At 71.0% G+C, this 17,119-nt stretch carries 11 protein-coding genes and 3 tRNA genes; 3 read left to right on the plus strand and 11 right to left on the minus strand.

Annotation, left to right across the window (positions count from 1 at the left end):
- Nucleotides 1–280: 280 nt before the first annotated feature.
- On the plus strand, nt 281–2,215 hold the full coding sequence (locus tag H516_RS21290) for an endonuclease/exonuclease/phosphatase family protein (protein ID WP_022889337.1): 1,935 nt from the start codon (nt 281–283) through the stop codon (nt 2,213–2,215).
- A gap of 98 nt (nt 2,216–2,313) precedes the next feature.
- Here H516_RS21290 and H516_RS0108710 read toward each other — a convergent pair.
- The 3 genes from H516_RS0108710 to H516_RS0108720 all read right to left on the minus strand — a co-directional run bounded on the left by H516_RS0108710 (nt 2,314) and on the right by H516_RS0108720 (nt 4,456).
- A tRNA-Met gene (locus H516_RS0108710) sits at nt 2,314–2,390 on the minus strand.
- A gap of 45 nt (nt 2,391–2,435) precedes the next feature.
- Nucleotides 2,436–2,507: transfer RNA gene (locus H516_RS0108715), tRNA-Thr, on the minus strand.
- Between the two features lie 74 nt (nt 2,508–2,581).
- Nucleotides 2,582–4,456 (minus strand): glycoside hydrolase family 13 protein, encoded by a 1,875-nt coding sequence (locus H516_RS0108720; RefSeq protein WP_022889338.1) that lies wholly within the window; start codon nt 4,454–4,456, stop codon nt 2,582–2,584.
- 116 nt (nt 4,457–4,572) lie between these two features.
- Between H516_RS0108720 and H516_RS21295 the strand changes: the two genes are divergently transcribed.
- A complete protein-coding gene (locus H516_RS21295) occupies nt 4,573–5,520 on the plus strand; it encodes a hypothetical protein (RefSeq protein WP_022889340.1) in 948 nt (315 codons plus the stop codon).
- Nucleotides 5,521–5,617: 97 nt separating this feature from the next.
- On the opposite strand, the gene H516_RS0108735 is transcribed toward H516_RS21295, so the two are convergent.
- The 3 genes from H516_RS0108735 to H516_RS0108745 all read right to left on the minus strand — a co-directional run bounded on the left by H516_RS0108735 (nt 5,618) and on the right by H516_RS0108745 (nt 9,584).
- The gene (locus tag H516_RS0108735) at nt 5,618–6,541 is read right to left on the minus strand and encodes a sugar ABC transporter permease (protein ID WP_026378594.1); all 924 of its coding nucleotides are present in this window, start codon (nt 6,539–6,541) and stop codon (nt 5,618–5,620) included.
- Nucleotides 6,542–6,603: 62 nt separating this feature from the next.
- Nucleotides 6,604–8,226, minus strand: coding sequence for an ABC transporter permease subunit (locus H516_RS0108740; protein WP_022889342.1), 1,623 nt, complete (start codon nt 8,224–8,226; stop codon nt 6,604–6,606).
- A gap of 122 nt (nt 8,227–8,348) precedes the next feature.
- Nucleotides 8,349–9,584 carry a sugar ABC transporter substrate-binding protein gene (locus H516_RS0108745; RefSeq protein ID WP_022889343.1) on the minus strand — a complete coding sequence of 412 codons (1,236 nt, stop codon included), beginning with the start codon at nt 9,582–9,584 and terminating at the stop codon, nt 8,349–8,351.
- Nucleotides 9,585–9,826: 242 nt separating this feature from the next.
- Between H516_RS0108745 and H516_RS19270 the strand changes: the two genes are divergently transcribed.
- The gene (locus H516_RS19270; protein ID WP_022889344.1) at nt 9,827–11,521 is read left to right on the plus strand and encodes a glycoside hydrolase family 13 protein; all 1,695 of its coding nucleotides are present in this window, start codon (nt 9,827–9,829) and stop codon (nt 11,519–11,521) included.
- A 163-nt stretch (nt 11,522–11,684) separates the two neighbouring features.
- On the opposite strand, the gene H516_RS21300 is transcribed toward H516_RS19270, so the two are convergent.
- From H516_RS21300 to H516_RS21720, 5 genes are all read right to left on the minus strand, one after another.
- A complete protein-coding gene (locus H516_RS21300) occupies nt 11,685–12,713 on the minus strand; it encodes an endonuclease domain-containing protein (RefSeq protein WP_022889345.1) in 1,029 nt (342 codons plus the stop codon).
- Nucleotides 12,714–12,894: 181 nt separating this feature from the next.
- A complete protein-coding gene (locus tag H516_RS22830) occupies nt 12,895–14,817 on the minus strand; it encodes a peptidoglycan DD-metalloendopeptidase family protein (protein WP_157432206.1) in 1,923 nt (640 codons plus the stop codon).
- A gap of 180 nt (nt 14,818–14,997) precedes the next feature.
- The gene (locus tag H516_RS0108765) at nt 14,998–15,912 is read right to left on the minus strand and encodes an inositol monophosphatase family protein (RefSeq protein WP_022889347.1); all 915 of its coding nucleotides are present in this window, start codon (nt 15,910–15,912) and stop codon (nt 14,998–15,000) included.
- 144 nt (nt 15,913–16,056) lie between these two features.
- Nucleotides 16,057–16,141 (minus strand) — tRNA-Tyr (locus H516_RS0108770).
- Nucleotides 16,142–16,238: 97 nt separating this feature from the next.
- The gene (locus tag H516_RS21720) at nt 16,239–17,117 is read right to left on the minus strand and encodes a PH domain-containing protein (protein ID WP_022889348.1); all 879 of its coding nucleotides are present in this window, start codon (nt 17,115–17,117) and stop codon (nt 16,239–16,241) included.
- Nucleotides 17,118–17,119 lie beyond the last annotated feature (2 nt).

Below are 17,119 nucleotides of genomic sequence, written 5' to 3' on the forward strand. Positions count from 1 at the left end.
GAGCAACAGGCGATGCGCCGCTCTTCGAGGTACGGCAAGTAGCCGCATCTTGCAGGATGAGCGCGATGACAGGGCTGGTGAGAGGCCTGTCGAACCGCTCATCCTGAATTCTGCGGGGCGAATGCCGTCGTCGCTGCCGTCACCGCGCACGCGTCGGCGCTGAGGAGCGATCGCGACACGAACGACGACCTCGGGCCCCGTTCACCTTCCGGCCACGACCGCGCCACGTCGCACTCCTACCGTTGCGTCCAGACAGATCACCTCTGAAAGGACCAGCTGCATGGCTTCCGCCTCCCTGCCGGCGAGACGAGCGCTCATCTCGCTCGTCGGCGCCGGTGTCGCACTCACCGCCTTCCTGTACGTGCCGCCGGCGCACGCGGCCGGGGGCTCGCTGAGCCTAGATGCCACGACGATCGCCGCCGACAAGACGGTCGAGATCACCTTCGACGCGGGCGAGGCGGTGCACGAGCGCAACTGGATCGGCATCTACCGCGACGGGGTGATACCCGGGGGTCCCTCCTCGCTCGACTGGCGCTACGTGCCCGAGCCGAGCGGCCAGGTCTCATGGGGGCCGTCCGCGCGCGACGGCTGGACGCAGAACACCGCGACCATGGGCGCCGGAGACTACGACGTCTACCTGCTCGAGGACGACGGCTACGGTGTGCTCGCCGGCCCGGTCGATCTCACCGTCACCGGCGAACCGACCGAGCCGACGACGCCGCCCGCCGATCCGAAGCCCGAGGTCGACGGGGTGAGCGAGCTCGACGTGCTCGCCTTCAACGTCTGGCACGGCGGAACGCAGATCCCGAACGGTGCGCAGGAGATCGCCGACATCATCCGCGAGACCGACGCCGACGTCACGTTCATGCCCGAGGTGGGGCAGGCGCCCGCGCAGGTCGCCGAGCTGCTCGGCTACGAGCACCTCATCGCGACCGACACCGGCGTGGTGTCGCGCTACCCGATCATCTCGAGCGACACGATCGACCGCTGGTGGACGAAGGCCGTGATCGACGTCAACGGCACCGAGGTCGTCGTGTACGGCGGCCACCTCGAGTACCGCTGGTACACCACCTACCTGCCGCGCGGCTACGGCGGCGAGATCCGCGGCGACTGGCCGGCCGGTTGGGGCACCTGGAACAAGCTGGATGCCCCGGTGACCGACGTCGAGCAGATCCTCGCCGCGAACCTGCAGTCCGGGAGGCCGGCGACCGCGGCCGACCTCGTCGAGGACATCGCCGCCGAGCGCGCGGCCGGCCGGATCGCGATCGTCGGCGGCGACTTCAACGAGCCCTCGGCGCAGGACTGGACTGCGGCGACGGCCGGGCTTCAAGACCACAACGGCGTCGTGATCCCGTGGCAGACCACGCAGACCCTGCTCGACGGCGGACTCGTCGACGCGTACCGCGAGGTGCACCCCGACCCGGTCGCGAACCCCGGCATCACCTGGCCGTCCGACAACGAGCGCTTCCCGACCTCGTCGCTGACCTGGGCGCCCGAGGCCGACGAGCGCGACCGCATCGACTACATCTTCGCGACCCCCGACGAGCGGCTCGCGATCGACGATGCCGCCGTCGTCGGCCCGCAGTCGAGCATCGTGCGCGACGAGCGCGTCGACGACGACAGCGCCGACGAGATCCTCACGCCCGACGCCGTCTGGCCGAGCGACCACAAGGCCGTCCTCGCCGAGTTCCGCGTCTGCGACGAGGGATGCGGCACGACCGAGCCGGCGACGCCCGCCATCGAGCTCGGCGCCAGGTCCGTCGTCGCGGGCGCGACGGTGGCCGTGTCGGGCAGCGGCTTCGGGCCCGAGGCCGAACTGCGCGTCGAACTGCACTCGACGCCGGTGGTGCTCGGCACGGCGACGACCGACGAGGCAGGTGCGTTCCGGTCCACGATGACGATCCCCGCCGACACCGCACCCGGCGAGCACTCCCTCGTCGTGATCGGCGCCGACGGCACCGAGGTCTCGGCGGCGCTCACCGTGACCGCCGCGCCCGACGGCGGCGGCGAGACCCCCGGCGACTGGAGCGGCACCCCCGGCGAGGGCGGCTCCGGTGACGCGGACCCCGGTGCCGGGTCGGACACGGGCTCGGAGCCGAGCAGCCTCGCCAGCACCGGGGCGAACGTGCTGCCCTTCGCAATCGGGGGCGCCGTACTGCTGGGCCTCGGCGTCGTGCTGATGCTCGCGCGTCGCCGCCGCAATCAGGCCGGGTAGACCGCAACGACGAGACGCCGGCATGGAGTGACACCATGCCGGCGTCTCGCGCTGCACCCGAGAGACACGAAAAGCCCGGAACTCTCGTTCCGGGCTTCTGGTAGCGAGGGCGGGACTCGAACCCGCGACACCACGATTATGAGCCGTGTGCTCTAACCACCTGAGCTACCCCGCCGGGAGGCTTCGAGTCGAAGCGTGAACGCCACGAACCGAGAACCAGAGCCCCGAGTCAGGATTGAACTGACGACCCCTTCCTTACCATGGAAGTGCTCTACCACTGAGCTATCGGGGCGTGTGCCGCATTCGGCAACCGTACGAGGATATCACCTCTCAGCGGGTGCTTCGAACCACTGCCACGAGGGCGGATCACCAGCCCGGGGCGGCGACGCCGGGCAGGCGCCACGCACCGAACGCGGGCCCGTCGGCGCGCGCCGTCACGACGTCGGTCGATGGCGCATCGGATGCCTCGAGCCGCACCTCTCCGAACGCGACGAGCCGCTCGCCGACGCCGCCGGAGCGCGTGCCGAAGGGCAGGCCGGACAGCCGGGCCGCCGCCGCCGAGCGCGCGGCCACGACGAGCACCGACTCCTCGGCCGACTCGCGCACGAACGCGACGAGCTCGTCGGTGACCGCGAGCCAGCGCATGCCGCCGCTCGCGAGCACCTCGTGCGAGCGCCGCAGCTCGACGAGCCGGCGGTACGCGTCGAGCACGGGCGCGACCGAGGCATCCTGTTCGGTGCCCCAGGGCATCGGCGTGCGCGAGGCCTCGCCGTCCTCGCCGGTGAGTCCGAACTCGTCGCCGGCCCACACCACGGGGATTCCGGGCATCGTGACCGCGAGGCCGAAGCCGACGGGAACGGTGCCGGAGCGCGCATGCGTCGCGAAGCGCGGGGTGTCGTGCGTGTCGAGGGCGTTCATGCCGCCGAGTCGGGTGCGCCACGGGTAGCCCGCCGCGAAGCGCAGGTGCGCCTCGACGAATTGCCGTCCGGTGTACGCGGGCACCTGCGCGAGCGCGAAGCCGATGCCGCCGCCGGCAGGGCTGCCGGGCGCCTGCAGCCAGCTCCAGAGCGGCCGGGTGAACGGGGTGTAGCTCATCGCTCCGTGCCACGCGTCGCCCTGGAAGTCGCTCGCGCCGTCGTTCGTCGACTCGCCGAGCAGGATCGTGTCGGGGTTCACCGCGAGCATCGTGCGCCGGATCGCCCGGCGCACTTCGGCGTTCAGGTCGACGCCGCCGAGACGGCCGGTCATGTTCGCGACGTCGATGCGCCAGCCGTCGAGCCCGAACGGCGCCCGCAGGTACTTCGCGACGATCGAGTCGGGGCCGTCGACGAACCGGCGCCGCAGCTCGTGCGACGACCAGTCGAACTTCGGCAGGCTCGGCACGCCGAGCCACGACTCGTACCCGTTCGGCGCCGTGTCGTCGAAGTAGTAGAACTCGCGCTCGGGCGAGGCCGGCTCGGCCTGCGCGGTGCGGAACCACTCGTGCGCGTCGCCCGAGTGGTTCGAGGTCAGGTCGCCGATGACACGGATGCCACGGGCATGCGCCGCCTCGACGAGGCGCACCAGTGCGTCGTCGCCGCCGAGGAGCTCGTCGACGTGATCGAAGGTCGAGGCGTCGTAGCGGTGGTTCGATCGCGCCGGGAACACCGGGGTCAGGTACAAGAGGTTCACGCCGAGGCCCGAGAGGTGGTCGAGCCTCTCGCGCACCCCGTCGAGATCGCCGCCGAAGAACTGCGCCGAACGACCGGGCGGCTCGGGGTCGAGCGCGTCGCCCCACTCCGCGGGGATCGCCCACTCGGGCGTCGCTCGCGCGTCGGCCGCCGCCGAACGCGCGAAGCGGTCGGGGAACACCTGGTACAGCACACTGCCCGCGATCCACTCGGGAGCCGGGTCGTGCGCGACGATCCTGAAGTCGTCGTCGTCGCGCGTCTCGATCGCCGACAGCCCCAGCTGGTTCAGCCAGTGCTGGCGCCCGTCGACGCCGACGAGCAGCCAGCGGTAGCCGTGCACGGGGTTCTCGACCTCGACGCTCGCCTCCCACCAGCTCCAGCCGTCGCCGACCTCGGCTATGCGCGCCGCCTCGTCGAAGCGCGGCTCGCGGTTCGGGTTCGACCGGGTGCCGACCCAGGCGAGCGGGCCGAAGCTCTCGGGCACCCGCAGCCGAACGCGCACGGTCTCGCCGAGCGCGGGACTCTGCGTCGAGACGTGCAGCGGCGATCCGTCGTGATGGGGGCTCAGCATGGGGTCATCCTCTCGTGGAGCGGCGACATCGTCGCGCGCGTGAGCGAGCGCAGGGTCGGGGCGGCGCTGTTGCAGAATGGAGCGGCGGCCGCGACCGCGACGCGAAGGGAGCGACCGTGACCACAGGGTTCGAGTTGATCGCGAACGACGGCGGACTCGCCGCGTTCGCGGAGGCCAACGGCTGGGAGTACCGCGCCGTCGGCGACCCGCCTGCCCTCGGCGACGGTCTCTGGGAGCGGGTGTCGAACGGCACCGCGTACGACAAGGTCATCGCCGACGGATGGCAGTCCGGTCATCTGCGCGGCGGCACCCGGACCGCCCGGTCCGTGCGCATGAAGTCGGGCGTCCGAGTGACGACGAGCGTGAGCGCGACCGCGAGCGGCATCGACGTCGGGTACCTCGCGATCGACCTGCCGCGGCAACTGCCGAACATGATCCTCGACGCCGGCAGCAACGACGGACTGCTCGGCTCGAGCCTCGCGCGCCCGCCGAAGGAGAACCAGCGGCTCTCGCTCGAAGGAGACTTCGACCGGCACTTCCGCCTCTACGTGCCGAAGGGTTACGAGCGCGACGCGCTCTACGTCTTCACGCCCGACCTGATGGCGCTGCTCATCGACGAGACCGGCGACCTCGACGTCGAGGTGCGCGACAACCTGCTCATCGTCATGAAGCCGGGCGGCTTCGCCTGGGCCGACCCCGCGACGTGGCAGCGGTTCGACCGCATCCGCGCGGTCGTCGGCGCGAAGTTCCACGACCGCACCGACCTGTACGTCGACGAGCGGGTGCCGGGTGCCGAGACGCCCGCATCGCGGATGGCGGCGGTCGCCGCGGGCGGCGCGGCGGTCGCCCGGGCGACACCCGGGGTTCCCAGTGCGACGGGCACCGCCGCCCAGCACACGGTCGCCCCCGCCGGTCGCCGCCTTCGCCGCAAGCTGGACCGCGCCACCGCGATCGGCCTCGGGTTCGGCATCGGCGGCGTGGTGATCGCCATCGCCGCGGTCGTCGTGCCGCTGATCGTCATCGCCGCGTCGGGCATGCAACCCGGCGAATCCGTCTCGTTCTGAGCCGGCGCCCCGAGGCCTGCCGGGTGGTCCCGCAGGCGCGTCGTCTGCGCGGCTCAGCCGCGTAGACGCGTCGTCTCGGCAGCGCTTCTGCAACGCCCTACTTCACCGCGCCGGCGGTCAGCCCGCCGACGATGTACTTCTGGAGGAAGAGGAACAGCGCGACGACCGGCAGCGCCGACATCACGGCCCCGGCCGAGAAGGCGCTCCAGTCGGCGTAGCGGGGGTTCGACACGAGCTTCGTGAGGCCGACGGCGAGCGTCTGCTTCTCGGTGTCGATAAGCAGCACGGATGCCACGACGAACTCGTTCACCGAGGCGATGAACGACAGCAGCGCGACCACCGCGAGGATCGGCGCCACGAGCCGCAGGATGATCGTGAAGAAGATGCGCGCGTGCCCGGCCCCGTCGATCTTGGCGGCCTCGTCGATCGACGAGGGCACCGTGTTGAAGAAGCCGTACATGAGATACGTGTTCACGCCGAGCGCGCCGCCGAGGTAGACCATGATCAGCCCGAGGTGCGTGTTCAGGCCGATCGCAGGGAACAGGTCGCCGATCGTCGACATGAGCAGGAAGATCGCGACCACGGCCAGCAACTGCGGGAACATCTGCACGACGACGATCGAGATGAGCCCGAACCGGCGTCCGGTGAACCGCATACGCGAGAAGGAATATGCGGCGAGCGCCCCGAGGAACACCGTGCACACCGCGGTCGTCCCGGCGATGATCATCGTGTTCGCGAACCAGGTCGAGAACGGCACCTGCGGGTCGGAGAGGATCCGCACGTAGCTGTCGAACCCGATCTTCGAGAACAGCGCGTTCGAGCCGGTCAGGGTGCCGTTGGGGTTCAGCGACGACGAGACCACGAAGACGATCGGGAACAGCGAGAAGACCACCATCACGACGCCGACGATGTGTCGCCAGCCGGTCGCCGCGAACCAGCGGCCGAAGTCGAACGGGCGCTTGGGCAGCACCAGCGGCGCGTCGCCCCGTGAGGAGAACGCCCGCGTCGAGGCATCCGTCATCTCTTCGATCTCGCCCACGGCGAGACCCACGCCCGTGCCGGGCACCACCTTGCGAGCGGCCATCAGTTCAGCTCCTCGAGGCTCTTGGTTCGGCGGAACGCGATGATCGAGATCACCGCGACCACGATGAAGATGATGATCGAGTAGGCGCTCGCGAGACCGTAGTCACGGGTCTGACCGGTGAACGCGACCTTGTAGACCATCGTGATCAGGATGTCGGTGAACCCGACCGGGATCGGCGCGTTCGAGTCGCGCGGCCCGCCGTCGGTGAGCATGTAGATCGTGTTGAAGTTGTTGAAGTTGAAGGCGAACGAGGCGATCAGCAGCGGCGCGACGGTGACGAGCAGGAGCGGCAGCTTGATCAGGCGGAAGATCGCCCACGGCTTCGCGCCGTCGACCTTCGCGGCCTCCTGGATGTCGTCGGGGATCGACTGGAGCGCCCCCATGCACACGAGGAACATGTAAGGGAAGCCGAGCCACAGGTTCACGATGAGGATCGAGACCTTCGCGAGCAGGGGGTCGGTCAGCCACGGTATGGACGCCCCGCCGAACAGCACCTGGTTGATGAAGCCGAAGCTCTCGTTCATCATGCCCGCCCAGACGAGCGCCGACAGGAACGAGGGGATCGCGTACGGCAGGATCATCAGCACGCGGTAGATCTTGCGGCCCCGCATGCGCAGGTCGTTGAAGACGATCGCGAGGAAGAGGCCGAGGAAGAAGGTCGATGCGACCGAGACGAGCGCGAACGCGAAGGTCCACGCGGTCACGTAGAGCAGGGGGCCCGCGAGGCGTGTGTCGGTGACGGCGCGCACGAAGTTGTCGAAGCCGACCGTGATCTGCCAGCCGGGCAGCAGCTGCTCGCCGCCTTCGGCGGTGAACGCGCCGACGCCGGTGTCGGAGTAGACCGTGCCGGTCGAGAGGTCGGTCATGGTGCCGGCGGCCTCGTCGTACTCGAGCGTCGAGACGTACAGGTAGCCGCTCGACCCGTCGGGCGTGCGGATCGCGCCGTCGTTCGGGTCGTCGGAGGCGGGCACCGCGAGCGCGGTCACCTCGTCGGTGCGCTCGAGCACGTCGGCGAACTGGAGCGTGTTCCAGCCGTCGGCCGAGACGGCGACGTCGCCGTCGAACTCGGCCCCGGATGCCTCGGCGAGCGGTTCTTCGTTGGTGCCGACGAGGGCGTCGCCCTCGGGGTCGGTGACGAGCAGCCCGAGCTCGCCGCCGCGCTCGACGACGGTGACGGGGTAGGCGGGCGAGTCCTCGACGCGCTCGAGCGACGAAGCCATGAGCGAGGAGACGGCCTGCTCCTTCGAGCCATTGTGGCCCGTGCCGTAGTTCGTGAAGGCGATGTACCCCGTGTAGAGGAGCACGAACACCTGGAACACGACGAGGAAGATGACCCCCGGCGTGAGGTACTTCGCGGGGAGCCTGCGGCGTGAGAAGTAGATCCAGTTCACGAGCGCCGTGACGGCGGCGACGATGACGAGCACCGCCCACTGCTCGTGCAGCGCGAGCACGAACACGGCGTACAGCGCGAGCGCGTCGACCAGGCCGAGCGCCAGCAGCTTCACGAGCAGCACCTTGATGCCGCCGGAGGCCTGTTCGGCGATGCCCGCAGCGCGACGCTGCTGCTTCGTCTGCTTCGGCGGCGCGTCCTCGCGGACGTCCTCCTCGGTCGCAATGCTCATGTGCCTGTCTTTCTCATCTTCGTCGCCGGAAAGCCGGTGGTCGAGCAGGCCCGCCAGGGCCGTATCGAGACCTGGTGACCAGGTCTCGATACGCGCTTCGCGCTACTCGACCACCGGAAGGTTCAACCGGCGTCGATCGCCGCCTGCACGTCGGCGGCGAGCTTCTGCCACGTGGCGACCGGGTCGGCACCGTTGATGATGTCGGCCTCGGCGATGCCCCAGTACTGCCAGACCTTGCCCATCGCGGGGATGGCGGGCATCGGGACGGCGTCGGCACCGACGGCGGCGAAGCCCTCGATGATCGGGTCGCTCGACGCGGTCTCGGCGGCGCCGGAGTTCGCGGGGAGGATGTTGCCGGCCTCGAACAGCTCGAGCTGGGTCTCTTCGCTGCCCAGGTAGTTCACGAGGAAGTCGTTCGCGGCGACCTTGTTCTTCGATTCTGCGGAGACGAAGAAGCCCTTGACGCCGGCGAACGGCTGGGTGGGGTCGCCGGTGGGGCTCGGTGCCGGGTCGATCGCGACGTTGATGCCGGCGTCGACGGCAGCGCCGACGTTCCACGGGCCGGTCAGCCAGAAGGCCGACTTGCCGGTGAGGAAGCTGTCCTTCGCGATGTCGCCGTCGATGTCGGTGTTGAACGCCTTGGTGCCGTTCTTGCCCTGCGTGCCGAGCCACGCCGCGAAGGCCTCGCCGCCGGCGTTGCCGAGTTGGAGGTCGTCGGCGTTGTAGCCGTTCTCGTCGCTGCCGAAGACGGGGGCGCCGAACGCGGTCTGGAAGGGGTACAGGTGGTACGGGTTGCCCTCGGCGCCCTGCTCGACGACGAACGGCTGGGTGAGGCCGGCCGCGGTGCCCTTGGCGAGCATGTCGTCGAAGCTCGTCGCGGCCTCTGGGATGAGGTCGGCGTTGCGGAGCACCGCGATGTTCTCGACCGCGTAGGGGAGCATGTACGTGGTGCCCTCGTAGGTCGAGGCATCCACGGCGACCTTCAGGTAGTCGGCGGCGGAGTCGCCGAGCTCGATCGGGGCGACGACGCCGTTGGTCGAGAGCTCGCCGAGCCAGTCGTGGGCGCCCATGGTGATGTCGGGACCCTTGCCGGTCGGCACCTGCTGGATGAAGTCGTCCTTGATGTCGGCGTTGTCCTTGCCGACGAGCTTGACCTCGACGCCGCTTTCGTCCTGGTAGGCCTTGGCCGCGCCCTTCAGCGCGTCGACGCGCTCGGCGTCGACCCAGACGGTCAGCGTGCTGCTCGCACTCGACTCGGTGTCGGAACCGCCGTCGGCACCCGCGCAACCGGCGAGACCGAGCGTTGCGACGACCGCGACCGCACCGGCCGCAAGGAGGCTCTTCCTGTTCACCCTCATTGGTGTGTCCTTCTCAGTGTGCGTGAGATCGGCGCCTTCGCCCAGTGGCTCGAATCGCACACCGTACCCGAAAGGCCGTTCTTCCTGTGTCACTCGCGATTGCAAGCGATTACAGGTATACCCTGCTTTCCGTCTCACACCAAACCGGCCGAGCGCGATCGATATCGGTTCGTGACCATCCAGCATCATGCGAAATCTGCAAGCGTTTCCACGCGGTATCGAGATGTCGTACAGTTTCCGTCATGACTTCCGAATGGTGGCGCACCGCCGCGATCTACCAGATCTACCCCCGCTCCTTCGCCGACGCGAACGGTGACGGCATGGGCGACCTGGCCGGCATCACGGCCCGCCTCGGCGAGCTGGCCGAGCTCGGCATCGACGCGATCTGGCTCTCGCCGTTCTACACCTCGCCCCAGCGCGACGCCGGCTACGACGTCGCCGACTACTGCGACATCGACCCGCTCTTCGGCACTCTCGCCGACTTCGACGCCATGGTCGAAGAAGCGCACACCCGAGGCATCCGAGTCATCGTCGACCTCGTTCCGAACCATTCGAGCGACCGGCACGCCTGGTTCGAGGCCGCCCTCGCCGCGCCCGCGGGCAGTGCCGAGCGCGCCCGCTACCTCTTCCGCGACGGCCACGGCGAGGGCGGCGAGCTGCCCCCGAACAACTGGGAGTCGGTCTTCGGCGGCCCCGCGTGGACCCGCATCACCGAGCCCGACGGCACGCCCGGCCAGTGGTTCCTCCACCTCTTCGACTCCTCGCAGCCCGACTTCGACTGGACCAACGAGGAGGTCCGCGAGGAGTTCCGCCGCATCCTGCGCTTCTGGCTCGACCGCGGCGTCGACGGATTCCGGGTGGACGTCGCGCACGGCATGGTCAAGGCCGAGGGCCTGCCCGACTGGACCCCGCCCGCCGAGGGCGGCAGCATGGGCGGCGCGGGGGGCGTCGGCGGTGCCGGCGTCGCCCTCGAGCCCGCCATCTCGACCGAGCCCGGCGACCGCGCCCCCTACTGGGGCCAGGAGGGCGTGCACGAGATCTACCGCGACTGGCGGGCACTGCTCGACACCTACCCGGGCGAGCGCATCCTCGCCGCCGAGGCGTGGGTCGACCCGCTGTCGCAGGTCGCGAAGTGGGTGCGCCCCGACGAGATGCACCAGGCCTTCAACTTCGCCTACCTCGAGACCCCGTGGCAGGCCGACGCCCTGCGCCGGGTGATCGACGACTCGATCGACGCCTTCGCGGCCGTCGGCGCCCCGTCGACCTGGGTGCTCTCGAACCACGACGTCGTGCGCCACGCCACCCGCCTCGCGCTCACCGAGCCGAACCCGCAGGGCCACGGCGTCGGCCCCCGCACCCCCGGCCTCGGCGACCCCGCGACCGGACTCCGCCGCGCCCGCGCGGCGACCGCGCTCATGCTCGCCCTGCCCGGCTCGGCGTACCTCTACCAGGGCGAAGAACTCGGCCTGCCCGAGGTCGTCGAGCTGCCCGACGACGCCCGCCAGGACCCGACCTGGTTCCGCACGAACGGCGAGCGGTACGGTCGCGACGGATGCCGCGTGCCGCTGCCCTGGACGGCCTCCGCGCCGTCGTACGGCTTCGGCCCCACGGATGCCGCGTGGCTCCCCCAGCCCGCATCGTGGGCGTCGTTCGCGCGCGACGCGCAGCGCGGGGCCTCGGGATCGACGCTCTCGCTCTACCGGGCGCTCCTCGCCGGGCGCCGCACGCACGGCCTCGCCTCCGGCTCGCTCGAGTGGCTGGCCGGATCGACCGCCGAAGTGCTGTCGTTCCGCAACGGCGACGTCAACGTCGTGGCGAACACCGGCTCGGCGCCCGTGGCCCTGCCCGCGCGCGAGGTGCTGCTCGCGAGCGGCCCGCTCGACGAGGCATCCGCCCTGCTGCCCGGCGACACCACCGTCTGGCTGCGCGCCGCCTGACCGGGCGCGGTCTGCCGCTCGCGTGCGCTCGCGTGCGCTTGCCGCTTGCGTGCGCTTGCCGCTCGCGTGCGCTTGCCGCTCGCGCTCGCGTGCGCTTGCAGGATGAGCGGGTCACCGCCCCCGTATTTTCGAGGTGCCGACCCGCTCATCCTGCAAGTGGGCCTCAGCGAGCGGCGAACTGCGCGGCGAGCGGCGCGTCGTCGTACCGGCCGAGCCGCTTCAACGACATGCCGAGCCCGTCCGAGGGCGTGCTCCGCGCGCCCCATCGATGCGCTCCGCGCGCGATGAGCTCGAGGATTCCGCGGCTCGTGACCTCCCACTCGTCGACGACCATGGTGTAACTGAGTCGGAGCACGAGGTACCCGCGCATCGCGAGTTCGAAGTCGCGGCGCCGGTCGTTCTCGAACTCGACCGGCCCTGAATGGAATTGCGAACCGTCGACCTCGATCACGAGCCGTTCGCCCACGAGCAGATCGACCCGGCCGACCGGCGGAAGCGACACCTGGGTGCGATGCCGGATGTTCCGCGCGCGCAGCAGCAGCCGGACCTTCGTCTCGATCCCCGACTCCGACCCTTCGGCACAACGGTCGAGGATGCGCCGACGACCCGGGCTCGCTGAGGCGCGGATCTCGTCGAGCCGGACCTCACCGCGGGCGAGTGCCGAATCGATCGTCGTGATCGCGGCATCGCGGTCGGTGCAGTGCAGCATCTCGGCGAGTGCGACCGCGAGCGGGTCTCGCCCGCTCCGGATCGGCGGGTCCGATCGGTAGTGCACGCAGACGCGATCCTTCTTCGCGTCGAGCGGGGCGAGGGCGGGAGCCCGGATCGCGGCGTTCGCGACAGCGCCCTCCGTCGGGCGGGTCGGCGTCGGATCCGCCGGCGTCGGCGACTTCAGGCGTGCGGCCGAACGATGCACCCGGACATGCAGCAGCTCGTCGCCGTCCTCCCACAGCCCATGGATCTTCGCGATGGATGCCGCGGTCGCAGCCCCTCCGACGCGAACCGCCCGCACGATATCGGCCGGTGCATCGGGCACCGCGTACCAGCGCTGACGAACGCGAATCACCGAGCCCGCGGCGACCGCAGAGCCCACCTGCTCGCGCCGGATTCCCACGGCGTCGAGCTCGCGCGCAGGCACGGCGCCGCCGTTCCGTCGAATCCAGTTGGCGACCGCTCGAGTCTCGTTGCTCATCCCTCGAGTCTCGCGGCTCCGCGCCGCGAGGCGGGCCGCTGGCCGGGAACTGTGGAGAACCGGCGCGACATGCAGGACTCTCCGATCGGCACTGCCCCCACAGCCCCTGCCGCCCCGCTCGTCCTGCAAGTTCTATCGGCAGGGCCGGCGAGACTCCCCTGCCCCGCAGGGCGCCCCGGCGTCAGTTGGTGTTGGCGTACAGCCACTCGAGCGGGTCGACCCACTCGCCGTCCATGCCGCCGATGCGGATCTCGAAGTGGAGGTGCGGGCCCGTCGACATACCGGTGTTGCCGGTCTCGCCGATGACATCGCCGACCTCGACGGTCTCGCCGATCTCGAAGAGACGCGATCCCTCGATCATGTGCGCGTAGACGCTCGCGATGGTCTGGCCGTCGATCTCGTGCTCGATCATGATGACCGTGCCGAGCGATCCGCCCGCGTCGGTCGACTCGACCACGACGCCGTCGGCGACGGCCTGGATGTCGGCGCCGTAGCCCGGGTTGAAGTCCTGCCCGTGGTGGTCGCTCGAACAGCCCGCGCAGTCGCGGTAGCCGTAGCGGTCGCCGATGTGCACGCCGACGGCGAAGGGCCACTGCACGGTGCCGGCCGGGTTGTTCGTGAACGTCGCCTCGGCACGGATGCCCGCGGCCTCGGCGTACTCCTCGATGGTCTGCGTCTTGTAGCCCTCGCTCTCGACGCCCTGAGCGAGCACTCCGTCGTTGATCTGCACGCGCTGGCCGTCGATCGTGGTCGTCGTCGCGCCCTCGAGCGCCATCGCCTGCACTTCGGCGTGCGTGAGCAGCGACATCGAGGGCACCGAGGTGGCGACGGCGAGCATCGCCGCGAAGCCCATCGCGACGACGCTGGCGATGCTGCGGGTGCGATTGCGGCGCCGGGCCGGGCGAACCGGCTGCGAGGCGGATGCCACAGGGCGGGCGCCGGCCGCGGCCGTGCGGCCGGTGACGCGCGACGAGCCGCCTGCGGCGCGACGGGCGGATGCCGCGGGGTGGGACTCGGGGCCGTCGCCGATGTTCGCGCGCCGGGAGGCGGGCTGTGCCGCGTACGCCTCGGCCTCGGCACCGGCGGCGGCGATCATCGCGGCGAGGTCGTCGCTCTCCGCGACGCCGCCGCGCGGGGCGGCGGGGGTCTCGCTCGCGCCGGCGAGCGGTTCGGGCCGCGACATCGGCACGACGATCGGTTCGGTGCGCGGCCCGGCCGCGGCGGCGGTGATGAGCGAGGCGAAGTCGGCCGAGGCCGATGCGGCGGCGGCCGCGGTGGCGGCTCCGCCGGTGATCTGAGCGGGCCCGGGCGCGGGCGCGGCAGCGACCTCGGGCTGCGGCTTCGCACCGAAACGACCCTTGGCGGCCTTGGCCGGCTTCTCAGCCTTGCGGCCGCCCTTCTCCGCTTTGCGGTCGCGCGCTCCGCGGTCGGCACGACCCGACCGGCGGCCGGTGTCGGCGAGGTCGGCCGCGCCCTCGTCGCCGAGCCCGGCGAAGAGATCGTCGAAACCGGCGTGCTCCGATGCCGCGGGCGTGGGCGCGACCGCGTGCGGCGCGACCGCGGGCGATTCGACCGCGTGCGGTTGGGACCTGCGTGCGGGGGCGACGGGCGCCTCGGCGGGCTGGGCGCCCGCGGACATGACGGAGGCCGAGCGGCGGGCAACCGGGTGGTCGATCGGCTCGGCCTCGAAGGGCGCTGCAGGGGTGGAACGGAGTGTCTGCCGGGTTTCGGCGACGGGCGACGGGGTCGGGGCTTTCGAGCCCGAGAACAACTCGTCGAAGCTGGGATGGACCGGCCGCGGCTCTGCCGCGAGCTGGGCCGGCGCGTGTGGGGCCGGGGCCGGCTGCGGGGGCACGTGTTGTGCCGGCACCTGGTGAACCGGGGCCTGCTGCGCCGACGCCTGCTGCACCCACGGGGCCTGCGCCGAGGCATCCGCACCGGTGGCCGGCGCGGGCGCCCGAAGAGCGCCGCTCGCCAGCTCTGCCTGCCGTGCCGCCTCGGTCTCGAGTTCGCGCAGCTCGCGACGGGTCAGGGGTCGCCCGGGCCGCACTTCAGCGCGGGTGCCTGGCGTTGATCCGTCGGGCACGAGGGGGGACTCGAGCACGTGTAGGGGCTTTCGGCGTCGGGGGCGAGGGTTCTGTCGGAGGAGGTGCTCACCCCGACGGCACGCGCCGAGGTAACAGGTTGGTAAAGACTACCCGGAATCATCGGTGAACGCCACGCGAATCAGCGGAGACCGGCGGGTGAACGGCCGAATTCCGCGTCGTCACCGCCGACGCGTTCGTCAGGTTCCCGCGCCGGCCGCGGCGAGCGCGGCGACGAGCTCCTCGTAGAGTCCGGGCGCGGCGGCGACGACGAGTTCTTCGCCCTCGCGCCCTCCGCGCGCGCCGCCGACGACCGCGCCCGCCTCCCGCGCGATGAGCGCCCCGGCGGCGTGATCCCACGGCGCGAGCCCGCGCTCGTAGAACGCGTCGAGCCTGCCTGCGGCGAGCGCGCTCATCTCGAGGGCCGCCGAGCCGTTGCGCCGCACATCGCGCACCTGCGGGAGCACCGCGAGCAGCACCTCGGCCTGTTCTCGCCGGCGCTCCGCCGAGTACCCGAAGCCGGTGCCGACGAGTGCGCGTGCGAGCGGTACGCCCGTGTTGACCTGGAGCGCCTGCGGCGCCGACTCCGCCGACGCTGCCGACCCTACCGACCCCGCCGACGCCGCCGACGCCGCCCGGGGCAGCATCCCGCCCACGACACCCCCGCTCACCCGTGCTCCCCCGCCTGCGCTGGCCTCGAAGACCTCACCCGTCGACCCGTTCACGACGACCCCGACGAGGGCGTGCCAGCTCGACGGCTCGGCCGGACCCTCGACGACGGCGATGCTCACCGCCCAGCTCGGCAGCCCGTAGAGGAAGTTCACGGTGCCGTCGATCGGGTCGACGACCCAGGTGAGCCCGCTCGTCCCGACGCGGGCGGTGTCCTCCTCGCCGAGGATGCCGTCGTCGGGCCGCGCGGCGAGGATCCGCTCGCGGATGAGCGCCTCGGTGTCACGATCGGTCGCGGTGACGATGTCGGTCGGCGTCGACTTGGTCGCAGCGACCTCGACTCCCGCGAGCCGGGCCGCGGCCGCGAACTCCGCGGCCTGTACGGCGATGTCGCGCGCGAGCGCGAGCAGTTGAACGAGATCGACGGATGCCACGTGCCCGGTCATGCCCTCAAGCTAGCGCGGCTGGCCCGCGCACGCCCGCGCGATCGGCACCGGAACGCCATCGGATCCACCACCGGAACGCCACCGGAACCGCCCGAACCAGCACCTCATGAAACCACGAAAACCCCGGCGAACCGGGGCTTTCACTGGTGGCGAGTGAGGGATTCGAACCCCCGAATGCTGAGCAGTCTGATTTACAGTCAGATCCCTTTGGCCGCTTGGGTAACTCGCCGTCGCACCCGACCACGTTCTGCACACAACCGGGGGCCTGTCAAGGATACCCGCCGAGGCCGCGTGGAAGAAATCGACGGGCGAACTCGCCCCGGGGCTCAGTTCGACGCTCGCCACCACGGCATCTCGGCCGTGTCGTTCTGGTCGCGCGGGTCGCCGGCATCGGCCGACGCATCGGGCGACACCTCGGTCGGCGCAGCGTTCCGCCGCTGCCCGTGGGTCGACAGCCACCCCTGGTGCCCCTGCGGCGCGGTCGCCTGCGCCTGCACCGGCACCGGCTCGGTGCGCGGCTCCCGCGCATCCCGCCCACTCCCGCGCCCGCCTCGCGAGCTCTGCTCGCGGTCCCACTCCTCGCGGGCGCGGGCCCGCTCGTCGAGCGCGGCCTGCTCGGCGCGCGCCTGCTCGGCACGCGTCCATGCGGCTCGCTCGCGCGAGACTCGGGCGGGCTCCGAACGGCGTTCCTCGGCGGCGGGGCGCGGCCCCCCGCGCAGGCCCGCCCGCTGGATGACCCGCTGGATCGTGAGTCCGCGCTGGTTCGGCGAGGCGACGAAGCGGATCTCACGCAGACCCTGATCCTGCGCGGCCGACTCGAAGATGAAATGGCCGTAGTTGAAGATGCGGCCGATGAGCGGCTTGTGCACCGAGATGTCGAGGATTCGGGCGATCGGCATCGTCGCGATGCGCTGGGAGAGGATGCCATGAACCCGGAACACCCGCATGTTGGTGATGACGAAACGGTCCATGCGTCGCTGAAGAATGCGCCAGCCGCCGTGCAGAACGAGGAAGATCGAACCGAGCAGCGGCACCCAGTACCACTGCGACGGCAGCCACGCGAGCAGGAGGAGCACGGGCACCGCGGCCGCCATCTCGAGCGCGGCGAACACGTTCGACGCCCAGTGCTTGTGCACCTCGTCGACCACCACCTCGCCGTCGTCGGCGATGAGGTGCCGCTCGATGTGCGGATCGAACAGGCTCACGG

This window comes from Agromyces italicus DSM 16388 (genome assembly GCF_000421545.1).
Taxonomy (GTDB): domain Bacteria; phylum Actinomycetota; class Actinomycetes; order Actinomycetales; family Microbacteriaceae; genus Agromyces; species Agromyces italicus.

Coding starts and splice junctions, on each gene's coding strand:
- H516_RS21290 (WP_022889337.1), top strand. CDS start 281: ATGGCTTCCGCCTCCCTGCCGGCGAGACGAGCGCTCATCTCGCTCGTC.
- H516_RS0108720 (WP_022889338.1), bottom strand. CDS start 4,456: ATGCTGAGCCCCCATCACGACGGATCGCCGCTGCACGTCTCGACGCAG.
- H516_RS0108735 (WP_026378594.1), bottom strand. CDS start 6,541: ATGACGGATGCCTCGACGCGGGCGTTCTCCTCACGGGGCGACGCGCCG.
- H516_RS0108740 (WP_022889342.1), bottom strand. CDS start 8,226: ATGAGCATTGCGACCGAGGAGGACGTCCGCGAGGACGCGCCGCCGAAG.
- H516_RS0108745 (WP_022889343.1), bottom strand. CDS start 9,584: ATGAGGGTGAACAGGAAGAGCCTCCTTGCGGCCGGTGCGGTCGCGGTC.
- H516_RS19270 (WP_022889344.1), top strand. CDS start 9,827: ATGACTTCCGAATGGTGGCGCACCGCCGCGATCTACCAGATCTACCCC.
- H516_RS21300 (WP_022889345.1), bottom strand. CDS start 12,713: ATGAGCAACGAGACTCGAGCGGTCGCCAACTGGATTCGACGGAACGGC.
- H516_RS0108765 (WP_022889347.1), bottom strand. CDS start 15,912: ATGACCGGGCACGTGGCATCCGTCGATCTCGTTCAACTGCTCGCGCTC.